This is a genomic window from Vibrio sp. R11-SG3-ISO9, assembly GCF_059834255.1.
Window position 1 is genome coordinate 1 of the sequence record NZ_JCBDGU010000046.1, and the last position, 20801, is coordinate 20801.

General features: G+C 43.7%; 19 protein-coding genes. 12 read left to right on the plus strand and 7 right to left on the minus strand.

Annotated features, from left to right (window positions below):
* A partial coding sequence (locus tag AC6R05_RS16415; protein WP_500648027.1) for a 2Fe-2S iron-sulfur cluster-binding protein occupies positions 1–215 on the plus strand: 215 nt, incomplete at its 5' end.
* 202 nt (positions 216–417) lie between these two features.
* Here AC6R05_RS16415 and AC6R05_RS16420 read toward each other — a convergent pair.
* On the minus strand, positions 418–1854 hold the full coding sequence (locus AC6R05_RS16420) for a glyceraldehyde-3-phosphate dehydrogenase (RefSeq protein WP_032550240.1): 1437 nt from the start codon (positions 1852–1854) through the stop codon (positions 418–420).
* Positions 1855–2644: 790 nt separating this feature from the next.
* Between AC6R05_RS16420 and AC6R05_RS16425 the strand changes: the two genes are divergently transcribed.
* Positions 2645–5212, plus strand: a complete 2568-nt coding sequence (locus AC6R05_RS16425; protein WP_500648082.1) for a hybrid sensor histidine kinase/response regulator — start codon at positions 2645–2647, stop codon at positions 5210–5212.
* Between the two features lie 39 nt (positions 5213–5251).
* On the opposite strand, the gene AC6R05_RS16430 is transcribed toward AC6R05_RS16425, so the two are convergent.
* The 3 genes from AC6R05_RS16430 to AC6R05_RS16440 form a co-directional block, all read right to left on the minus strand.
* Positions 5252–5488 carry a hypothetical protein gene (locus tag AC6R05_RS16430; RefSeq protein ID WP_500648028.1) on the minus strand — a complete coding sequence of 79 codons (237 nt, stop codon included), beginning with the start codon at positions 5486–5488 and terminating at the stop codon, positions 5252–5254.
* A 165-nt stretch (positions 5489–5653) separates the two neighbouring features.
* Positions 5654–6280 carry a D-Ala-D-Ala carboxypeptidase family metallohydrolase gene (locus tag AC6R05_RS16435; protein ID WP_500648029.1) on the minus strand — a complete coding sequence of 209 codons (627 nt, stop codon included), beginning with the start codon at positions 6278–6280 and terminating at the stop codon, positions 5654–5656.
* Positions 6281–6386: 106 nt separating this feature from the next.
* Complete coding sequence (locus AC6R05_RS16440; RefSeq protein ID WP_032550242.1) at positions 6387–6701, minus strand: DUF496 family protein; 315 nt, start codon at positions 6699–6701, stop codon at positions 6387–6389.
* Between the two features lie 195 nt (positions 6702–6896).
* On the opposite strand from AC6R05_RS16440, the gene AC6R05_RS16445 reads away from it, so the two are divergent.
* From AC6R05_RS16445 to luxQ, 5 genes are all read left to right on the plus strand, one after another.
* Entirely contained in the window at positions 6897–7097 is a 201-nt protein-coding gene (locus tag AC6R05_RS16445; protein ID WP_150897209.1) for a hypothetical protein, read from the plus strand.
* A gap of 60 nt (positions 7098–7157) precedes the next feature.
* On the plus strand, positions 7158–7811 hold the full coding sequence (locus AC6R05_RS16450) for a YceH family protein (protein WP_500648030.1): 654 nt from the start codon (positions 7158–7160) through the stop codon (positions 7809–7811).
* Positions 7812–8135, plus strand: coding sequence for a GIY-YIG nuclease family protein (locus AC6R05_RS16455; protein ID WP_500648031.1), 324 nt, complete (start codon positions 7812–7814; stop codon positions 8133–8135). It abuts the gene before it with no gap.
* A gap of 249 nt (positions 8136–8384) precedes the next feature.
* Positions 8385–9479 (plus strand): autoinducer 2-binding periplasmic protein LuxP, encoded by a 1095-nt coding sequence (locus AC6R05_RS16460; protein ID WP_150897212.1) that lies wholly within the window; start codon positions 8385–8387, stop codon positions 9477–9479.
* Complete coding sequence (luxQ, locus tag AC6R05_RS16465; RefSeq protein WP_500648032.1) at positions 9479–12061, plus strand: quorum-sensing autoinducer 2 sensor kinase/phosphatase LuxQ; 2583 nt, start codon at positions 9479–9481, stop codon at positions 12059–12061. Before AC6R05_RS16460 ends, luxQ begins: the two co-directional genes overlap by 1 nt.
* 53 nt (positions 12062–12114) lie before the next feature.
* Here luxQ and AC6R05_RS16470 read toward each other — a convergent pair whose 3' ends face one another.
* Positions 12115–12774 carry a PilZ domain-containing protein gene (locus AC6R05_RS16470; protein WP_500648033.1) on the minus strand — a complete coding sequence of 220 codons (660 nt, stop codon included), beginning with the start codon at positions 12772–12774 and terminating at the stop codon, positions 12115–12117.
* A 248-nt stretch (positions 12775–13022) separates the two neighbouring features.
* On the opposite strand from AC6R05_RS16470, the gene AC6R05_RS16475 reads away from it, so the two are divergent.
* Positions 13023–13367, plus strand: a complete 345-nt coding sequence (locus tag AC6R05_RS16475; protein WP_500648034.1) for a HopJ type III effector protein — start codon at positions 13023–13025, stop codon at positions 13365–13367.
* Between the two features lie 76 nt (positions 13368–13443).
* Here the strand turns inward: AC6R05_RS16475 and AC6R05_RS16480 are convergent, their stop codons facing one another.
* Positions 13444–13752, minus strand: a complete 309-nt coding sequence (locus AC6R05_RS16480) for a DUF1289 domain-containing protein (protein ID WP_032550252.1) — start codon at positions 13750–13752, stop codon at positions 13444–13446.
* A gap of 136 nt (positions 13753–13888) precedes the next feature.
* Between AC6R05_RS16480 and yegD the strand changes: the two genes are divergently transcribed.
* The 4 genes from yegD (at position 13889) to AC6R05_RS16500 (ending at position 18586) form a co-directional block, all read left to right on the plus strand.
* The gene (gene yegD / locus AC6R05_RS16485) at positions 13889–15241 is read left to right on the plus strand and encodes a molecular chaperone (RefSeq protein ID WP_500648035.1); all 1353 of its coding nucleotides are present in this window, start codon (positions 13889–13891) and stop codon (positions 15239–15241) included.
* 503 nt (positions 15242–15744) lie between these two features.
* Positions 15745–16824 carry a porin gene (locus AC6R05_RS16490; RefSeq protein ID WP_500648036.1) on the plus strand — a complete coding sequence of 360 codons (1080 nt, stop codon included), beginning with the start codon at positions 15745–15747 and terminating at the stop codon, positions 16822–16824.
* Between the two features lie 258 nt (positions 16825–17082).
* Complete coding sequence (locus tag AC6R05_RS16495) at positions 17083–17715, plus strand: fumarylacetoacetate hydrolase family protein (RefSeq protein WP_500648037.1); 633 nt, start codon at positions 17083–17085, stop codon at positions 17713–17715.
* 241 nt (positions 17716–17956) lie between these two features.
* Positions 17957–18586 carry a LysE family translocator gene (locus AC6R05_RS16500; protein ID WP_150868642.1) on the plus strand — a complete coding sequence of 210 codons (630 nt, stop codon included), beginning with the start codon at positions 17957–17959 and terminating at the stop codon, positions 18584–18586.
* Positions 18587–18688: 102 nt separating this feature from the next.
* Here AC6R05_RS16500 and AC6R05_RS16505 read toward each other — a convergent pair whose 3' ends face one another.
* Positions 18689–20404 carry a phospho-sugar mutase gene (locus AC6R05_RS16505; protein ID WP_500648083.1) on the minus strand — a complete coding sequence of 572 codons (1716 nt, stop codon included), beginning with the start codon at positions 20402–20404 and terminating at the stop codon, positions 18689–18691.
* Between the last annotated feature and the right edge of the window lie 397 nt (positions 20405–20801).

Genomic DNA, 20801 nt, shown 5'->3' on the forward strand with positions numbered 1-20801 from the left:
TAGGAACTCCGTTAGCTGACTCACTAGAGAAAGCAGGTGTTCCGATCATCATCGCATGTCGCAGTGGTATTTGTGGTTCATGTAAATGTAAAGTGACTAAAGGCAGCGTCAGCTCCAGTAGCCAAGAAACTCTCACGCCAGAAGAGATTGAGCAAGGTTATGTGCTGGCATGTTCAAGCACCATTGATAGTGAGCTTGAAGTCGAACTTGGGTAGTTGGCTGTTTTATCTGCTTTATGCATTCAATGAAATGAATTACTAGAACGAAAAAGGCCACTTAGTTCGGTTAGAGAGAGCAGAACCAAGTGGCAACTTTCCAAGAATTGACCGTAAAGTACTCAAGGAAAGGGGGGAGCGAAGCTCATACGAACTTCGCCTATATGATTATTATGTTGTGGAGCTTGTAGTACCTAGAGGATTAAACCGCTGGGTAAGTTTTGTAGCGTACGCCCATCATCTGTTCCATACAGTGAACCACTTGGCAGCTGTATCCGAACTCATTGTCGTACCAGATGTACAGAACAGCGCGGTTGTCTTGCGCAATAGTTGCAACACCGTCAACAACACCTGGGTGGCGAGAACCGACTAGGTCAGTAGAAACAACTTCTGTCGAATCTGTGTAGTCGATCTGCGCTGAAAGCGGAGAAGATAACGCCATTTCACGTAGGTACGTGTTTAGCTCTTCTTTTGTTGTACCCGTCTCAAGGTTTAGGTTTGCTACGGCCATTGACACGTTTGGTGTCGGTACGCGAATTGCGTTGCCTGTTAGCTTACCTGCCATCTCTGGCATTGCTTTCGCTACTGCTTTCGCTGCACCAGTTGATGTCAGAACCATGTTTAGTGAAGCCGCACGGCCACGACGATCGCCTGAGTGGAAGTTATCAATCAGGTTCTGGTCGTTTGTGAATGAGTGAACAGTTTCGATGTGACCCGATGTTACGCCAAACTTGTCGTGTACTGCTTTAAGTACAGGAGTGATTGCGTTAGTCGTACAGCTTGCTGCAGAGATAATGGTATCTTCTGGCTTGATAACGTCTTCGTTAACACCAAATACAACGTTCTTGATGTCGCCTTTACCTGGAGCAGTAAGAAGTACTTTGCTCGCACCGTTACAAGCAACGTGCTGACCTAGGCCTTCAGCGTCACGCCATACACCAGTGTTATCAACAACCAGTGCGTTATCAATACCGTAAGCTGTGTAGTCAACGTCTTCTGGCTTGTTCGCGTAGATAACTTGAATGAAGTTACCGTTAACAATGATCGCTTTGCGCTCGTTATCAATAACGATGCTGCCGTTGAATTGACCGTGTACTGAGTCACGGCGCAATAGGCTTGCACGCTTCTCTAGATCACCATCTTTACCGCCACGAACCACGATAGCACGTAAACGAAGTGGGTAACCTGGGCCACTTTTCTCAACAAGAATACGAGTAAGTAGTCGACCGATACGACCGAAACCGTACAACACAACATCACGAGGCTTAGTCATCGCTTCGCCTTCTAGAGACTCAATAAGAGCCGTTTGAAGGAAGTCATCCATTGCCGTTACATCATCATGGTTTTCCCAGTATTGATGCGCTAGGCGACCAACATCAACACGGCATGGAGACAAGCGCATTGATAGTAGGTGTTGAATGATTGGTTGTGTTTGTGAAGGGGTAAGCGGGGAGCCTGTGTAGTGCTTTGAAAGCCGGTGAGCTTTGATGATGTCAATAGTTGTTGCGTTAACTAGAGTCTTTCCGAAAAGAATGACTTCAACGCCTTTTTGACGGTATAGCTGACCAAGAGTTGGGGCAATAGATTCAGCAATAGTTTGACTAGTTTGCCAGTCTAGGAGGTGCTTTTCAGGGCTCATCTTTACTTGGGACCTTTCACGTTAAGTTTTGCAGGCTTGGCGAGTGTAGGGTGCTTACCTGCTTGGGGGATAAACCGTTGTGCTGTGATCTTAAATTGTCACTTTTAATGGCACGAATAGGCTTGTATTTAAGTTGTAATTTTTATGTGGCGGGATTGTAAGGTACGGTCTGTTATTCTGCTAGTAAAATTAAATCCAGCTATATTGGCTGATATACCTAGAATTATTGGTTATAACGTCGAGTTTTGTGATATGCAACACTATTGACTTTATCGATTTGTAGCACTTATTTTTCGTCGAAAAATACTCAGATCAAAAACAAAATGCAAACGGTTGCTTTTTATGGTTCTAAAATGTGATCTAAGCATGTAAATAAATGAAATGAGTTAACACCTTGATGAAAAAGTATCCACCTAAGTCTATTGCCTCTCTTAATCAGCCTATTTCTAATGAATCTTGGGAATTCAGAGAGAAAAACATTCGACTATTTTCCCATATAAATCAGTTTGTCGGGCCTTACCACTCTCAAATTCGATACTAATAATATCCACAATAGCAACCATAAGGGCGAGTAATTGCGATGAAATCTATGAATTTGGGATGATTTATAAATGATGCGTAAGGAGTGAGCGAGTACAAGTTGCATATTTGATAAGTTAAACGCCGTGAGTGTCCTATTATTAGTACGAGGCACCCGATGACTTTCAAGGAAGGGAGTGACTAGATAAAAATGATAAATATATCAATTAGGTGGCGGTTGATTCTGCTGTCATCTATTTCGATTCTGTTTATGCTCGGTTTTACTATTAATGAAGCATTGAACAACAGAAAGCAGGTAACAAACTTGGAGGCGACTCGAGTGAAGATCGAGGCGTTACAATCCTTTAGTGCGTTATCTGGCGATATTTATCGTTTGTTACGATTGCCTAACTCTTCTCCTATCAGAAAAAGTGCATACGCATCAGCCGCTAAGCAGTTTGGGAGCATCCTCCAGTATAACAAGCAACTTGAAGGGCTTTCAGCGCAATGGGATATCATTGATGAACTCGACGATCTTGACCAGATTCTGCAAGAGTTATCGAATCCGTCGGTAGAGCAAAGACCGTTTCTTGGTGTCTGGGCTTTTGATGTTTTACAAGAAATTCTGGTCGAGCTAAACGATGTTGATATCTTTCTTACCGACGACAACATCAATACGGCTGGTAAGATCTTTAGCGACCTCAACAACTTTGTGTTCTGGACACAGAAAGAGGCATGGGTTGGTTACAAGCTTTACCTCTACCCTGATTTGAGAGAAGACAACCTCGACCATTATTTGAGTACCATTCACCGTCAATCACAATATCTGAATGCCTTCTTGAGAAGTAATGACTCCTCGACTCGATTGGAGCAGCTACTTGATGTGTTCACGAGTCAAGAATATCAAGATAGCGTGGATTTTCGTGAGCGAATCTTCAAAAGGCAGTTCGACTCACAAGAGATCAAACAGTATGTCTCTGGGTTAGAGCAGCGCCATATCGTGACATTACAAGTGGTCGATAGCTACACCAATGAGCTTCAAGGTCAACTGGCTGCACGGATTAAAGCGCAAAAGATCAGAACGACCTTAACAACCGTGTTTGTAATTACATTTGCGACTTTAGTTTTTTGGCTGACTTCAACCACGTCATTAAGATTGAATCGAAATCTATCTCACATTTTAGATGGCATGTCAGATCAAAATCGAAATACTGATGAGCACAAGCCGATAGTCACAGAAGGCCATGATGAGTTGACTCAGTTTGCTGACAAAGTTAACGAGATCATGAGTGCTAATCAGCAGCACTACCAGGATTTGATTGAAGCTAAAGAGGACGCAATCTCTGCAAACCGAGCCAAGAGTGCATTTTTGGCAAATATGTCTCATGAGATCCGAACACCGCTTAATGGCATTATTGGTATGGCGGAGATTCTCTCGCAAAGCCAACTCAATGCTAATCAACAAGAGGTACTGGCAGATATAGAATCGTCTTCTCATACTCTATTGGTACTTCTCAACGATATCCTCGACCTGTCTAAGATTGAATCGGGTAACTTGTTGCTTTCACCTCAGGCAGCGGACCTGCGTGAGGTGGTTTATGACTCCGTTAGCGTCATATTATCTAAAGCGATCAGTAAGAATGTTGAACTCGATATCAACATTGATGCCAATACTCCACATCAGCTGTTGTTTGATGAGCATAGGTTGCGCCAAGTCCTCACTAACTTGCTGTCGAATGCGATCAAATTTACCGATTCAGGCGCGATAAGTACCAAAGTAACCTACACACCGGGCTCAATGAGCAGAGGCATGATCGAGTGTCACGTAGCGGATACAGGGATAGGTATTGAAGAGAGTAAAATCGATTCAATCTTTGAGCCTTTCACACAAGAGGATGGCAGCATAACACGTCAGTTTGGAGGTACCGGACTCGGCTTAGCGATTTGTCGACAATTGATCGATTTGATGGATGGGCGTATCACCGCGCACTCTGTTAAGGGTGAAGGGTCTATATTTAGCTTTAGTTTTTACGTCGATATCGTAGAGAGCAAGCCCAAAACGTTCGAGAACTTAAAGGATGCTGTTATCGTTTCTAATGGGTTTAACTATGTGGCTCAATTAAGTAAAGAGTGCGAGCGCTTTGGTATTCAATCTGAGGTTGTTCCCTCCATTGACGATATCTCAAATGCTCAGCTCGATTGTGATGTCATGCTTTATTGTCATACGCTGCACAAGTCAATGGAACACGATCTCGCGTCTTTGAAACAGCGTTATCCGTTATCTAAGGTTATCGTTTGTCAGCATCATCTATTTAAAACCAATCAAATTACAGAATCTGTTCACTCGACACATACTGTTCCTTTCTTAGGTAAGCGCTTTTCGAATAGCCTGTTGGCTCTTGATACTGGGGCCAGCCAAGTATTAGAAAAACCGACGAAATCAGAAGATGTTCATGAACTCAATCGTCGGATATTGATCGTCGAAGATAATTTGATGAATCAGAAAATTGCGAGCTTCTTCTTAGAGAAGGCGGGTTATGAATACACCATCACCAGTAACGGCCAAGAGGCGGTGGATGTGGTTACTCAAGGCGAACGATTCGATGCAATACTTATGGATTGTATGATGCCAGTAATGGACGGTATCACGGCGACTCAGACGATTCGTGCCTGGGAGAAAGAGCAAGGTATCCCACCTTTGCCAATTATCGCATTGACGGCAAGCGTGCTTGATGAAGACATCAAAGATTGCTTCGAAGCGGGTATGAATGCCTACTTGCCCAAGCCATACAAATCACATCAATTGTACGAGCTCTTCGATAACTTGGGCATTGTCTAAAAGGAACAAACAGGGTTACCCAGTAAGACTCAAGTTTAATTAACGCACTTCCATTCCTAGATTGTATTGAGCAAGGCAGCGTCCGACATAACTCACTTTCAAGAATGCAGCGATCACAATAGTTCCGATATGGGCAGCTATTTGTGCTGCAAGGGAAAAGCTGTCAGCAAGAGGGTAGGCGATAATAATGCTGATGATCATAAGTAGTGTGGTGATGATCAATCCAGTGTTGGAGACAGACAGAAGCGTTTTAAAAGTTGTTTGAGTTGGTTTCATAATGCGTCCTCATAGTCTTGGTTTACTATCAATAGAGCAAAAGGTGTTCCAACTATTTTGTTTATTGTAAATCAATGGTTTATCTTAGTTTTGGGTTTACTGTGAGTCATATTGACACTGTGTCTCTTGTTGTCATTGTGACATCATGGTGTCTGTTTGATGCTGCTACCACTGCCTGAAACCACATGTGTCTATGTGAAAGCGGACGCCATCATAGAGCCCTAATCCGACAAAGTGCTCTTTGCCATACTGAGAGTGGATTTTCTTCAACTTCACGTGCAACTCTTCGCGTGAAATATCTTCTGATGGCACCATGTCGAGAGCACAAAACTCAAGGTGCTTACTGCGAGGAGCGCCTCCCGCTTGTTGGTTGTAACTGCTGGTTCGCTCACCTGAGACAGGAATTACGATACCGATTTCAGGCTCAATGTAGGTCTGTATAAACTTCAGCGTTTTGATCATTTTGGGCATGTGTTGAACATTTGGTAGGCTGAAGAGCGTGGTGTCACTCAAGACCCAATCCGTGCCCTGAAGCAAGATAAGATGAAGAGGCATGGTTTCTTTAATACCCGCATCTCTAAGTTGCTGACCAATGTTGGCAACTTTCTTCTCTGCATTGTTAAGCAGTACCCAGCCTTGGAAAGCAGCTTTAGTAGGTACTTTGTAACCCCGAACATCTACAACAAGGTCGTCATAGCTGATCTCTCGTTCGGTTGTGTACAACTTTTCAAGTTCGTCGGCGTGTGGTTCCGTGGTAGATAAAAGGGCGGCAATCAACAGAGCGGTATACATGAGGCGACTCCAACGGTGGCAGTCATTTGAGTATAGTCGCTAAATCTAGGGTCAAAAAAACCCACTTAATAAAGTGGGTTAATATCATGCGTTGGACAACAAGGGATTATTTCTTGCCTTGAGTCTGCTTGTCTTCTTCCGTTAGCTCACGGATGCGACGACTGATGTCACGACGAGCTTTAGAGATTTCTGCACTCTTGATGATGTGGTCATCAACACGGTCTTCGTAGTCCGCTTTCATGTTTTTGATGATACCTAAGATTTCATCGTGAGACATTTCTGGCTTGATGTAATCTAGTAGGTTGTCTAGAAGATCTACACGTTTGCGGTTATCACGAACTTTCTTTTCGTTGTCTAGAAGTTCACGCTTAAGTTTGTTCTTACGACGTGCCTGGTTAACAATTTCAAATACGCTACTCATAGATTCCTTTTCCTAATCGTCATATACGTTATCTGATTCTGATTAAAGCACATCGAATGCGGTTGTAACAGTCTTTAGATCAAAGCAAAAGTAAGGTTGTTTAATAATTCAGCACTCTGTTACTCAGCTGATTGTTTTTCTCAGACAGTTCACGATAGTATCTTGTATAGAAGCAAGCATTATATGAAATGTGAGATGAACCAGTCAGAATCGAATAATGAGGAATCGAACGAGATTTCTCAGGAAGCTTGTAGTGAGCAAGACAAGCTTCGAACCGCTTATGTAAAAGAGCGCACCAACCTAGAAGTGGTGGAAATTGAACTAAATCGTTCTAAGATCATGGTGATTGACGAACAAGGCCGAAAACGAAGAGTACCGATACTGTCTGAACACTAGCCTGTTAGGTTAGCCTTGAATGTGTACAGACGGAATTGAAAATAATAAAAAGGAAAAATAATGAACACGCAACTTTCCGCAATAGAAGCTCGTATTATTGGTTGTTTAATTGAAAAAGAGGTAACGACCCCTGACCATTACCCTCTTACTCTCAATAGCTTAACAACCGCGTGTAACCAAAAGAGCAATCGAGAGCCTGTTTTATCCTTGTCTGAGTCAGAGGTGCTTGACGCCGTTGATGGGCTTATTTCACGCCGTTTAGTGAGCGATGAAAGTGGCTTTAACAGCCGTGTGAGTAAGTACCAACATCGTTTCTGCAATACCGAGTTCGGTGATCTGCAATTTACCGATCAAGAACGTGCGATTATCTGTTGTATGTTGCTACGCGGAGCACAAACTCCTGGTGAATTAAGAACGCGTACAGGTCGTTTGGCTAACTTCACGGATGTAAAAGAGGTAGAAGCAGTTTTGGATAAGCTAGCTGCTCGTGAAGAGGGCGCTCTTGTGGTTAAGCTACCTCGTGAAGCTGGAAAGCGTGAGTCTCGTTATCAGCACCTGTTGAGCGGTGAGGTTGATGTGGAAGCATTGGCATCTGCTGCTCCTGCGATGGTATCGGGTTCTAGTAATGAGCGTGTCGAAGCACTAGAAGCTGAAGTAGAGAACTTGAAAAGAGAGCTAGCAGAGTTAAAAGCTCTGGTTGAATCTCTGATTTAGATGACAGACCAAAAAACAGATGCGGATTGGGTTGTGTACCTGATTCGCACTCGTCACAACGCCCTTTATTGCGGTATCACTAACAACCTCACTCGACGCTTTGAACAGCATCAGCAAGGTAAAGGCGCGAAGGCTCTTAAAGGCAAAGGCCCTTTATTGTTGGAATGGAGCCATATTGTCGATTCGAAAAGTCATGCGCTTCGAATTGAATATGCCATTAAACAACTCTCTAAACTACGTAAAGAGTCCCTTGTTAAAGAACAGCTATGCGTAGACATTCAGGATGATAAAGTTGTTTATTTTGAACCAATGTTTAAGTCCTAGTTGATTCCCTTTGACAGCAGCTTTATTTTCTCTTTATTACTTGGATGAATGTGTTTCTGGTTGATTCTGAATCCCTTTTATCATTTTAAAACCAAGTTCATAATTTTTAATGGGAATGATGTTCTAATTATTGTTTGAGCCTATCATTTTTCACGGTTGTCCTACATAATATATAAAAAGTCATACAACGATATGACATCAGGCTAGGTAAAAAATGAGCCAAAGTAGCTCATAAAAAATGAGAAAATAATGAAACGTTCACTTATGTTGCTAGGGGCTTCGCTATTGTCAGGGCCGGCCCTTTCTCACGGTACTCATGTGCTTAATGGCTATTGGGAATACCAAGAATTTTTGGATAAATTTCCAGCGCAAAAAGCCCTCACTGAACAGATGAACCAAGCCGTTCAAAAACATCCTGTTCCCCTACAAGTTAAACAACAAGCTCCTATCACCATATCGGTCGTTTATCCTGGTCAACAGATCTCAGATTACTGGGTGAGAAATATTCAAGCGTTCGAAAAGCGTTTGGATAAACTAAGAATCAACTATCAAATCAATCAAGTGTTTACTCGTGTGAATGCGGATTTGACGCAGCAAAGTATCTCTCTTCAAGAAGCGATAGAAAACAAAACCGATTATCTAATTTTCACACTCGATACAACTCGCCATCGCAAATTCATTGAGCATGTTTTGAGCTCAACTGATACCAAGCTGATTCTGCAAAATATCACAACGCCAGTTCGAGCGTGGCAAGAGCGACAGCCATTTATGTATGTCGGGTTTGACCATGCCACGGGCAGTCTTAAGTTAGCAGACTATTTTAAAACTCACGCTGGAGATGAGAGTGAGTACTCAGTTCTTTATCGTTCAGAGGGTTACATCAGTGATGCCCGTGGTGACACGTTTATCCACGAAATCAGTGAAGAGACAGACTTCAAACTTAAATCCTCTTTTTATACCAAGTCGGATATGGATAGCGGCTATAAAGCGGCCAAGATCAGCATTGCGCGCAATCAGAATCTCGATTTTATCTATGCATGCGCAACCGATGTCGCATTAGGTGCTGCTCAAGCCATTAAAGAGTCTGGTTTGGATATCAAACTTAATGGATGGGGTGGTGGTTCTGCTGAGTTGGAAGCGTTGGCTCGTGGAGAGCTAGATGTTACTGTGATGCGAATGAATGACGACACTGGTATAGCGATGGCAGAAGCCATTAAGTGGGATTTGGAAGGCTTTGCTGTACCTACCGTCTACTCTGGAGACTTTGAGGTCGTAACCAAAGAAGATAGCCCAGAACATATAGAATCGCTGAAACAGCGAGCCTTTAGATACTCAGGAAAATAATGAAGAAAAGCTACGCTAACACGCCACGTAATACACTCGCGAAACTCATCACTCGAATTATTATTCTGGTGATTGGTGTGATGGCAATTGGTGTGTTGATTCATAACTATGAAACCAGCAGTAGCATAGTAAAACAAGAAACCAAACGAACGGTTCAGCAAACATCGAGTTTGATACAGAACATGTTTGATTACCGCTTGTCGGTACTTCAGATCCATCAAGATAGCAGCTCACACAGTACTATGCTCAAAGAGTACTTCGCGAGTGGGGACAAAGAGGAACTGAGCTACTTCTTCTTTGGTGTTGACCAACGAGAGCCCAACCACGCACCAGATATGCGTTTTGTCACAACGCATGATGGTGTGTCTTGGGATGATGGTAATGGTCAATTCTATGGCTTTGATGAGGGCAGCTTAGAATACATGTCCACCCAGGTTGCGTTCAGCAGCAATTGGCACTTCCTCGAACTAGACACAGAAATTGGCAAGCGCCACCTGCTGGCGCGTAAAACTCCTATCGTCGATAACAAAACGGGTGAAGTGCTCGGGCAGCTCTACATCACTATTGTATTGGACAATAACTTCTCGCTAGCTGAGTCCATTCAGCAAGGCAGTAACTGCGAGAATATCGTCATAGAAGCGCATGGCGATCCTGTCACTTCGACATTCAGTGGTGACGAAACTTACTCTCTTGAAGACGTTCTCTCTTATCGTGTTCACGAACAGCTTCCTGAGCACTTCGTTACTATCGCTCGAATTAAGATCAACTCAGTCGATACACCTCTGACGATTCGTGCCGTTCAGAAAAACAGCAATTTTATTGCCCTCGAGGAGAACTATGAACGTGCTATTGCAGCCGTAATTGTGGTTCTTATTGCTATGTCATTCTTCGCTCGTGGTTGGATCCACAAGCGTGTGTCTAAAGAGCTGAATAAACTGATGGAATTTACTCGTTCCGCGAGTGACAACCATGAGGCACATAAGTTTGATGGCTCGAATATCTATGAGTTTCACCATATTGGTTGCACCTTAGAAGATACGTTTGAACGTCTTGCGGAGCAGAGCCAAAAATTCCAAGACCTCTTCAATTTTGCACACTCTCCAATTTTGGTTTGGTCGGAAAATGGTGCTCTGATTCAGATGAACCCAGCCGCTCGTATGGCAATGTTTGCGGATGATGACTTCAAAGGTGTGCTAGCCAAAGAGTTCGAGAAGAAGATGCAACCTAATGTGTTGATGGTTCTTCAAGGAGCGAAGCTAACCGGTATCAACGTACCTATCGGTAACAAGGTATTCCGTTGGAATATGTCCGCGATACGCGTCGAGCATGGTATTACTGGTGTGGTTGTACAAGGCCAAGACATTACGAAGCTGGTGGAAGCAGAACAACAAGCTGATCGCGCCCGCGAAGAAGCGGAGCACTTAGCCAACGTGCGTGCTGATTTCTTAGCTAAAATGAGTCACGAAATTCGAACGCCACTTAATGGTATTTTAGGTGTGTCGCAACTCCTAAAACGCTCTATGACCAGTGAGGGCAATAGAGAGAAAGTCGATGTTTTGGTTAACAGTGCCGAACACCTTCTTGCCGTGCTCAATGACATTCTAGATTTTTCTAAGATCGAGCAGGGCCAGTTTAATATCCAGAAAAAAGAGTTCCGCCTTTCAGAGCTTATCAATACGTTAGATAGCATCTACAAGCCACTCTGTGTTGAGAAATCGATCAGCTTTGATATCGACAGTCGATTACCTGAAGAGCTTGAGATCTACACCGATCAGATCCGCTTAAATCAGATCATGTTTAATCTACTGAGCAATGCTCTGAAGTTCACCCACTCGGGTGGAGTGTCGGTCTCGTTTGACTTAGAAACCACCATTAATACCAATCAAGCAGGCTTAATTGTCACCGTCAAAGACAGTGGCATCGGTATCGAGCCTGAGAAGTTAGATGCGGTGTTTGAACCTTTTGTTCAAGCCGAGGAAACCACGACACGTGAATATGGCGGTACTGGGCTAGGGTTAGCGATTGTTAAGAACTTAGTGGATATGCTTGAAGGCGATATCAGAGTTAGAAGTCGCAAAGATGCCGGATCTGAGTTTGTTATTGATATTCCAGTCATCTATCGAACTGAACCAGTAACGGGGCCTAAGTTGGATGAGTCTATCGCGCCAAGAGACCTGTTTGATAAATCATTGAGGGTATTACTGGTTGAAGACAATCATACGAATGCTTTCATCGCTCAAGCCTTCTGCAAAAAATATGGGATGTCGGTAACGTGGGCCAAAGATGGCTTGGAAGCCATGGCATACGCCGAGCTTCAACCGTATGACCTTATTTTAATGGATAACCAACTTCCAAACTTGGGCGGGGTAGAGACTACGATTAAGCTCAGAGAAGATCTGCATTTACAAACTCCAATCTATGCTTGTACGGCGGATGCGCAAATTTCGACTCGTGATCGCTTCATGGAGGCAGGGGCAAACTACGTGATTGTGAAGCCGATAAAAGAAGAGTCACTACATCGCGCGTTTATTCATTTCAAAGAGCATTACCAACCTGCCGAACGTCTCGTTGGAAATGAATAAAGTCAGTCAGAAATAAGAAAGGCGCATCATGCGCCTTTCCTATTGATATCATGCTAGAGGTTACCCGTGCTGAAAGCCAGTTCTAGTAGAAGCTTTTTCAGCTCTTCGTCTAGCTCAAGGTGCTCTGGGAATTGAATGCCAAGAAGCCAACCTTGACCATGCCGCTTTTTACTCACCACTTTATAGGCCAGATCACTTGGCAGATGTTCATCTAATATCGATGACACCTTAATCTTCATACCAATATCAATGTCTGACTGTTGAGATAAGAACACGCCACAACCGGAAATTGAAAAATCGATCAGAGTTGCATCAAGCGTCAACGTGTCGAATGACGCTTCGCAGCTGAGGTTTATTTTGTAGCGCTCATGTTCGCGAATAGGCTTAGTCGCGAAGTTAGATGGCGGTCTTAGAAAAATTAGGTGGGCTGGCTGAGTGATATGAGAAAGAACACTCGTCTTAAACGCCACGATATGGCCTAACTCGGTGTCTGTGATAGCTCGAATAATAATATCGACATTATTTAGCTTTCTGAGGGTCAGCGCTTCGGTCGACTTTTGAGACAACTCAAGCACCAAATATTGGTCTTCCTTATGACCAATATAGAGAGTACTCACTTGGATAGAATCTTGTGGGCCAAATTCAAGAACACCTGCTGTACGCGTTCCTGGTTTCAGATATCTAAACAGTTCTTGGTTATTATCTTTTGGCATATTTCCGTATAAGCAGTGTAAAACAAGTGTTGAAACAATATAACGCCCTGATCGTGTTATGTCATCAGTTTCATTACGCTAATTAATGGAAAATAGAAGCCAACAAATCACGTTTTATGGTCTGACGAGTAAATAGGCAAGCTTTTGAAAATAGAGTTGATTTTATTGTTCGCAGACGAGCTATAACCTTGCAGTCACGTGCAAACTCGATACACTGCTACAGAACGATATTAATGGAGAAAAGAGAAATGGAACTATCAACTTTTTTGGCTAAATTAGACAACCAGCCAGAAAGCGTTCAGTTTGAAGATACAATGCAAGTAATTGAAAATGGCTACGTGTTTACAGAGCGTGAATTTGCTAACGGAGATGTGGTGAATGCGACAGGACAGAACAACGGATCGTGCAAAATCTTTGCGTTTGGCCAATTGGAAGGGCTATCTGAGCAGCAAACCTTGACCTGCTTTGGTCAGTACTACCGTCACGATGTTCTTGAGTTTCCAGAAAACGATGATCACCAAAACATTCGTAACTTCATCAAACACGGTTGGCAGGGCGTTCGTTTCTCAGCGCCGGCATTGGTTAAAAAATAGTAACTTACTATTCTATTGAGACAAACAACAAGAGGGCACTTTGAGCCCTCTTGTTATATATATGCAATGCTTGATGCTATTCGATAGGCAATGCAGAAAGGCACTTGCGACACATACATAAGCCTTGCTTCGGCACACTGCTAGTATCTCTCTTCTCTAGTTCAAAACACCAACACGTTTCCTTACCGGCACTAATGTCGCATTGTGCGGGCTTGCTGCATTGAGGACATTCGTGAGTTGCCCCTTCCGCAGAAAGGTTTTGCATCACTTGCTCTCTTTGCTCATCGGAAAGATTCTTCCAACCGATGATCTCATTCATTGTGCGATGGCAGCCTCCGCAAATACCGCCATTATTCTTACAAGCTGCGATACAAGGTGTTTTCATTTTTCGATTCCTGAAGCATTTGCGTGGCAATGTAACATACTGAGCATAGATGTTAAGAATAGTTCGGTTTGACCTAGCGATTTATAGGTAATTCAGGTAGCATCTCGCCCCTTTTCTAGCTTGGGGGATATGATTGATGTTCATCGGATTTGACTATGGAACGGCAAACTGCTCAGTTGCAGCAATGATAGAAGGGGCTCCTCGTCTACTGCCTCTTGAAGGTGATAACCACTATATTCCCTCAACGGTTTTTGCTCCAACACGGGAGAGTGTCTCTGAACACTTGTTTCGTCACCTAAACATCAAACCAAGTGATGCGATTGGCGAGCAGGTACTGCGTCGTGCAATTGCGGCGAACCGTGAAGAGAGCATCGATTTGGTACCGGAAGATATGGCGTTTGGTCAGGCAGCTCTGGACCTGTATCTTGAAGACCCACGAGACGTTTATTACGTAAAGTCACCGAAGTCATTCTTGGGTGCTAGCGGCTTACATGATGTCCAAGTGAGCTTCTTTGAGGACTTGGTGTGCGCCATGATGGCGAACATTAAACAGCAAGCTGAACGCTCTACACAGTGTGCGATTGAACAAGCAGTTATCGGCCGTCCAATCAACTTTCATGGCCGTGGTGGAGAAGAGGCGAACCAACAAGCTGAACGTATACTGACTCGAGCAGCTACACGTGCGGGCTTCTCAGGTATCGCCTTTCAGTTTGAACCCGTGGCAGCCGGGCTTGAATACGAAAGTACGCTCACTCAGAACCAAACCGTTCTTGTGGTCGATATTGGTGGTGGTACTACCGACTGTTCACTGCTTGAAATGGGTCCTACATGGGCAGGGAATGCGGACCGAAGTGCAAGCTTGTTGGCTCATAGTGGTCAACGTGTCGGCGGTAATGACTTGGATATCTATCTTGCCTTTAAACGTTTGATGCACCCATTTGGGATGACGAGCAAAAGTATCTCTGGGATCGATATGCCATTGACTCAGTTCTGGAACCCAATTGCTATTAACAATGTTGAGGCTCAGAAGAACTTCTATTCTCGAGAAAATCTCTCTGCTTTGAAATTGTTGCGTAAAGAGGCGGCTGAACCAGCAAAGCTTGATAGGTTAATGCGTGTATATCACGACACTTTAGGCTACAGCATTGTAAGGCGTGCCGAAGAAGCCAAGATTGCCCTTGCCGACAGCAGTGAGTATCGAACTGCGATTCAGGTAGCGCCCGAATTGGTCGAAGTAGATATCTCAGTTGAACAAATGGTTGAAGCCATTGATGCACCAAAAGCCAAGATGATTGAGTTGGTTAAAGAAGCGATACAACAAGGGCAAAAAACGCCAGATGTTATCTATATGACAGGCGGTTCTGCACGCTCTCCAATTCTTCGTCAAGCTGTAGAGCAAGCTGTACCGAATGTACCAATTGTCAGTGGTAACTATTTTGGCTCTGTTACCGCAGGGCTAGCGCGTTGGGCGGAGACCTGCTTTAAATAAGCAACAAACAACCAATCGGATTGATAGCGAGGAAGCAACCTTTACCAGAGGTTGCTTTTTTTGTATCTGCATCATATCGCTTTTGGTTTAGATTCTAACGCAGTAGTTATTTTCGATTGATATGGTGAACCAATAAATTACACACCGCTAAAAAATACGGCATGTTACATAATGTTTCGAAATGTTTCTTAGTGGAAAGTGAGATTGACAGAGTAAAAGTCTATTTGAATTTTTATTCAGCATAAGTGGGGTTTTAATTGAAAATATATTTTTATAACTATAAATGTTTTTGGTTTTTCTGGGTGGTTTTTTATTTTAACGCTTTGTTTTTAAATTCTATTTTGTTTTCTATAGTTCCATTTTTTTTATTTTATATATTTTAATGCAACTTTTTTGTCATTCATCGCTTACGGTTGCCTCACTTGTTAAATGAAGGTAACAACTTCGGTTTCGACTAGAGGTTGTTAGTGAGTAAACACCCCAAGTTACAAATGGATATGACAATGAATAAGAAACTTTTAGCGCTTGCTGTTTCTGGCGCTGTATTTGGTACACAGGCAGTTGCAGTAGAACTTTACAACGAAGACGGTACAACTTTTGAAGTTGGCGGTCACGTTTCTGTAAACGTAAACGGCTCTGAGAAAGAAGATGCTTCAGTAGGCTCAAACTCTCCACGTATTAACTTTAACGCTACTCAAGATCTTGGCAACGGTTTCACAGCAGACGCTAAAGGTGAATGGCAACTAAACTACCTAGACGGTGGTGACGACACATTCGCTACTCGTCTTGGTTACGTTGGTCTAACTCATGACGATTTCGGCCGCGCAGTTGTTGGTACTCAATGGGCACCATACTACGACGTAGCTAGCGTAACGGATATGCCAATCGCTTACGCGAATGACTTCTTATACGACAACCACGGTGCTCTAGGTACTGGTCGTGCAGACAAAATGGTGAGCTACCGTAACGCAATCCAACTTGGTGATGCTGGTGAGTTCAGCTTCGGTCTAGGTTGGCAAGGTGACAACTCTGTAACAACAGATGCTGAAGATGTTGATGATATTACAGGTGAAGTGACTGTTACTCGTAGCACTGTAAAATACGGTGACCGTGTACAAGCGACTCTAGGTTACTCAATTGCAGGCGTTAAGCTAGGTTACGCATTCAACACTGGTGATTACACTGCATCTGGTAAATCAAGCACAGCTGAATCTCACCTAGTTTCTGCAGCATACGGTACATACGGTTCTGGCCTTTACGTTGCGGGTATCTACGCGTCTAACGAAAACATGAACGCTGGCCTAGCAAAAGGTACTACTCTAGAAGAGAGCACTGCATACGAGCTATTAGCAGCGTACGGTCTTTCAAACAGCCTAAACCTAAGCGTGAACTACGAAGTAGTTGAAGGTGAGCTAACGAAAGGTGCAACGACTGAGACTGCACGTGAAGAGCTAGCACTACAAGCTGAATACAACTTCACTAGCAACATCGTTGGTTACACAGCTTACCAGTTCGACCTAAACAGCGAATCTGGCTACAAGTCTGACGACAAATGGACTATCGGTGCTCGTTACTACCTATAAGCCAACCATAATTCAGCATAGTGTTTACTCCCAAGAGTATTACCCCTCTTAGGATACTGTCCTAAACACTTGCTAGGCCCCTTCTAATCGAAAGGTTTGAAGGGGCTGCTTTATTTTACATCTCAAAAGCTTCCCCTTTACTCATCCTATTCAGACTGCGCTAAAGATCAGATATTTGAAACAAGGTATTAGGTTGTCAAAGATTCTTCATCATTGATCAGTTAAACTCTTTGCTCGATTAATGGTCAGGGAAAGACAATGAGCAACACTCATGTAGAGCAGCAGTGGCAGGACTCCAAAATTAGCGCGACACCAAGCAAAGTTCTTTGCGTAGGTCGTAACTATGTTGATCACATTGAAGAGTTGAACAACGCCATTCCTGAACACATGGTGGTCTTCAATAAGCCTAGTACCTGTGTGACCTCGACCTTAACCTCTTTCCATCAAGAAGCACTCCATTATGAAGCGGAGATCTGTTTTATTGTCGAACAAGGGCAATATGTTGCTGTCGGCCTAGGTCTAGATCTTACTAAGCGTGAACTCCAGAGTTACCTAAAAGGGAAGGGCTTACCATGGGAGCGTGCCAAAGCATTCGATGGCTCTGCAGTTCTTAGCCGTTTCGTGCCGCTAGACGGAGTGGACCTATCGGACCTTCATTTAGAGCTCTTTATCAACTGTGTTCGAGTTCAGAAAGGCCATGTTTCGCAGATGCTTTACCCACCGGAAACTATCCTTGAGGAGCTGAGTTCGTACACTACGCTGCTTGATGGTGATGTGGTTATGACGGGCACACCAAAAGGTGTGGGTGAGGTTCATCAAGGCGACCTATTCTTGGGTCGATTGAAGTGTGGTGAGCAGACTTTGGTCGAGATAGAATGGGTAGCTAAGTAACGAATTAGCTAAATATACTATCGATTCAGACGACTCAGTTCCCCCGTTGTTTTTAGTCTACGGATAACAATTACCCCTCAAATATAGCTATCTTTAAGTTGGATTAGCGAATTACTTTGATGAGTTGTGTTGCTTTGGTTTTTTATTCGTTAAATAACCAAGGTTTCAACTGATTGCATCTAGTGAAAAGTGTTTGGTTGATATAAAATCCGCCGTCTTTTTTATATCAACGCACAATCTAATGATCGATCTAGCTATTCTTCCTGTTTACTTAACTGCCGTCGTTGCACTGCTTCTTCTTCCTGGTCCTGACATGTTACTGATCGCAAGCTCTAGTATGAGTTACGGGCGAAAAGTAGGCTTGTTTGCGAGTTTAGGTAATGCGACGTCTGGGATCATTCTGACGGTTTTAGCGGCTATGGGTGTATCGGCGTTGATTGCAATGAGCCCGCTTGCTTTAAAAGCACTTCATCTGTTGGGTGGTGCATATCTGCTGAAAATGGGGTGGGATTGCCTTCGTTCTGATCAAGGCGATGCACCTGAACTTAGTGATAATTCGGCGGCCAAAGCATACTACCAAAGAGCGCTGATCAGTAATCTACTTAATCCCAAAGCATTGGTGTTCTTTGTGATGTTTCTCCCTCAGTTCGTTTCAACTAACATTGAAGCCACTTCGGGTGAACAAATGCTTGTGTTGGGCTTGCTGCTTAACTTATTGGGTTTGACCTTTAATTTCTTGCTGGTTGCACTGGCAGGAACTCTGGGCAAACCATTATTGGAAAACGCGAAGTTTAGAACGTATCAACAGAAAGTAATGGGTGGCGTGTTTGTGATTTTGTCACTTTGGATGCTGTCTTCGTTTTTTGGTTAATCTAAGCCAAACTCAATTGAATAAAAATGGACGCCTGAGCGTCCATTTTTGTATCGAAAGAGCTGTTTTACCAAGTGTCTAGTTTCACTTTAACACACTGGTTTAAAGCCACTGTTGGTTTAGTTCGCTCTGATGCTGTTCGATGAGCTGGTTCATGTATACCTCTCCTCGTTGAATCGCTTCAGAGTAGCTCTCACCCTGTTCGTAAGAGGTGACCGTTTCGTAGTACACCTTCACTTTAGGTTCTGTGCCTGAAGGTCGAACGATAATGCGTGACCCGTCTTCTAGATGGTAAATAAGTACATCACTTGCAGGAAGGTTGATCGCTTCCGTAGCTCCACCGACCGTAACACGTAGCGATGATTGCAAATCTTCAATGACTTTTATCGCAATGCCATTGATGGCAGTAGGCTGATGGCTTCTCAATTTGGAGCCAATAGAAGGTGCTGTTGGGTCAAGTGCAATGCTACGCTGAGCGTTAGTATATAGACCGTGTTGCATGTAGATATCAGCCAGCAAGTCCCACACTGTCTTGCCTTGTGATTTGAGCTCTTCAACAAGTTGAGCAAATACCACTAGAGCAGATAGGCCATCTTTATCGCGGACTAGAGTACCCATGGTGTAACCAAGTGCTTCTTCATAGGCAAACAGGAACTCATTGTTTTCATCTTCTAACTGCATACCGACGTTAGTCAGCCATTTGAAGCCTGTTAAGGTTTGGAAGTATTTTGCTCCATTCGAATTTGCGACTTTTTCCAGTAGGGTTGAAGAGACGATACTGTTACCGATAAGCTGCGTTTTCGCGTGCGCTTTGGCTGACAAGTACTGTGCGAAGAGCACGCCAACTTGGTCACCGGTCAGCATCTTATAGCCGCCTTCTGGAAGTTTGACTGCAACCGCAAATCTGTCTGCATCTGGGTCGTTAGCACAAGCGATATCGGCATCGACACTCTCTGCCAATTGAACAACCAGATCCATAGCTCCTTTCTCTTCCGGGTTAGGGAAGTTAACGGTCGGGAAATGCCCATCCGGTTCTCGTTGTTCAGCAACACTGAATACTTTATGGAAGCCATTGTCGTGGAGTAGGTCCTCAGCCATTTGCGCGCCGACACCATGCATCGCAGTATACGCAATGACCGTTTCCAATTCGGAGCCTTGTTTGCTGATAAAAGAAGCTTGATTCACGGCTTGGCGGTAAGCTTGATAGTACTCTTCCGTTAGCCAAACCAGTTTCTCATCTTGTTCTGCATCACTTAAGCTCATTAGCGGGATAGGCTTGGTCGCTGCGATGTCGATCTCCGCTGCGATGCCACTGTCGTGTGGTGGGATGATTTGTGCACCATTCTCCCAGTACACCTTGAAGCCATTGTACTCTGGCGGATTGTGACTCGCTGTGACAACAATGCCAGCGGCTGCTCCAAAACGTTCAATACCGAAGGCGACGATAGGCGTTGCTGCTACTTTACTCGTTAGGTAAACCTTAAAACCAAGTGCACACAGAACAGATGCGGTATCGGTAGCAAACTGCTTTGAATCCAGTCGACCATCGTAACCAATAACAACACCACGTTGCAGTGCTTGTGGGACATGGTCAGCTAGGTAGTGGCCTAAACCTGTTGCTGTCTCTTGGATAACTAAACGGTTCATTCTATTGGGACCGCAGCCCACTTTGCCGCGTAAACCCGCTGTACCAAACTCTAACCTTTGACTGAATCGGTCGCCAATTTCATCGTGATTCTTTTCATCAATCAGTTGTTGAAGTTCTTCGCGAGTTCTTGGATCTGGGTCTCTCGCCAACCAGTTCATGGCATCTTGCATATTCATTAACCTTCTCGTTATAAATCGGCTTTGCAATCAATGTAATTGATATTCATTCGCATTACCTTGAAGGCAATCGTAAAACTTGTGCAAACAGTGATAAAGGTTCGATTTTTTTGTTGAAGCACAAATTAAATAATTGAGCATTTAGTAACTAATGCGACCTTGAATATTTGAGTATCGATAACTAGCCTTTTACATAAATATAACAAAAAGTAACAACTTCGCTGTTTTTGAACCTTTTATCGAGTTTGCTCGTAGCTTTTAACAGGTAGCAGTGTTGGCAATCTGCCATTGAGGATTGCTTGTCGGTCTGATTCCAAGTCTTTCATTTTTGAGACGGCATTTGCTGTCTGATAGCTCGCATATATCCAATATGGATGGATAGAGGAGAGAT

What these genes read in the sequence shown, in the direction of transcription:
- luxQ (WP_500648032.1), top strand. Translation starts at nt 9,479, where the DNA reads ATGAAGAAAAGCTACGCTAACACGCCACGTAATACACTCGCGAAACTC.
- AC6R05_RS16450 (WP_500648030.1), top strand. Translation starts at nt 7,158, where the DNA reads ATGAACACGCAACTTTCCGCAATAGAAGCTCGTATTATTGGTTGTTTA.
- AC6R05_RS16480 (WP_032550252.1), bottom strand. Translation starts at nt 13,752, where the DNA reads ATGAAAACACCTTGTATCGCAGCTTGTAAGAATAATGGCGGTATTTGC.
- AC6R05_RS16495 (WP_500648037.1), top strand. Translation starts at nt 17,083, where the DNA reads ATGAGCAACACTCATGTAGAGCAGCAGTGGCAGGACTCCAAAATTAGC.
- AC6R05_RS16490 (WP_500648036.1), top strand. Translation starts at nt 15,745, where the DNA reads ATGAATAAGAAACTTTTAGCGCTTGCTGTTTCTGGCGCTGTATTTGGT.
- AC6R05_RS16420 (WP_032550240.1), bottom strand. Translation starts at nt 1,854, where the DNA reads ATGAGCCCTGAAAAGCACCTCCTAGACTGGCAAACTAGTCAAACTATT.
- AC6R05_RS16430 (WP_500648028.1), bottom strand. Translation starts at nt 5,488, where the DNA reads ATGAAACCAACTCAAACAACTTTTAAAACGCTTCTGTCTGTCTCCAAC.
- AC6R05_RS16500 (WP_150868642.1), top strand. Translation starts at nt 17,957, where the DNA reads ATGATCGATCTAGCTATTCTTCCTGTTTACTTAACTGCCGTCGTTGCA.
- AC6R05_RS16470 (WP_500648033.1), bottom strand. Translation starts at nt 12,774, where the DNA reads ATGCCAAAAGATAATAACCAAGAACTGTTTAGATATCTGAAACCAGGA.
- AC6R05_RS16460 (WP_150897212.1), top strand. Translation starts at nt 8,385, where the DNA reads ATGAAACGTTCACTTATGTTGCTAGGGGCTTCGCTATTGTCAGGGCCG.
- AC6R05_RS16425 (WP_500648082.1), top strand. Translation starts at nt 2,645, where the DNA reads ATGCTCGGTTTTACTATTAATGAAGCATTGAACAACAGAAAGCAGGTA.
- yegD (WP_500648035.1), top strand. Translation starts at nt 13,889, where the DNA reads ATGTTCATCGGATTTGACTATGGAACGGCAAACTGCTCAGTTGCAGCA.
- AC6R05_RS16475 (WP_500648034.1), top strand. Translation starts at nt 13,023, where the DNA reads ATGGAACTATCAACTTTTTTGGCTAAATTAGACAACCAGCCAGAAAGC.
- AC6R05_RS16440 (WP_032550242.1), bottom strand. Translation starts at nt 6,701, where the DNA reads ATGAGTAGCGTATTTGAAATTGTTAACCAGGCACGTCGTAAGAACAAA.
- AC6R05_RS16445 (WP_150897209.1), top strand. Translation starts at nt 6,897, where the DNA reads ATGAACCAGTCAGAATCGAATAATGAGGAATCGAACGAGATTTCTCAG.
- AC6R05_RS16435 (WP_500648029.1), bottom strand. Translation starts at nt 6,280, where the DNA reads ATGTATACCGCTCTGTTGATTGCCGCCCTTTTATCTACCACGGAACCA.
- AC6R05_RS16505 (WP_500648083.1), bottom strand. Translation starts at nt 20,404, where the DNA reads ATGCAAGATGCCATGAACTGGTTGGCGAGAGACCCAGATCCAAGAACT.
- AC6R05_RS16455 (WP_500648031.1), top strand. Translation starts at nt 7,812, where the DNA reads ATGACAGACCAAAAAACAGATGCGGATTGGGTTGTGTACCTGATTCGC.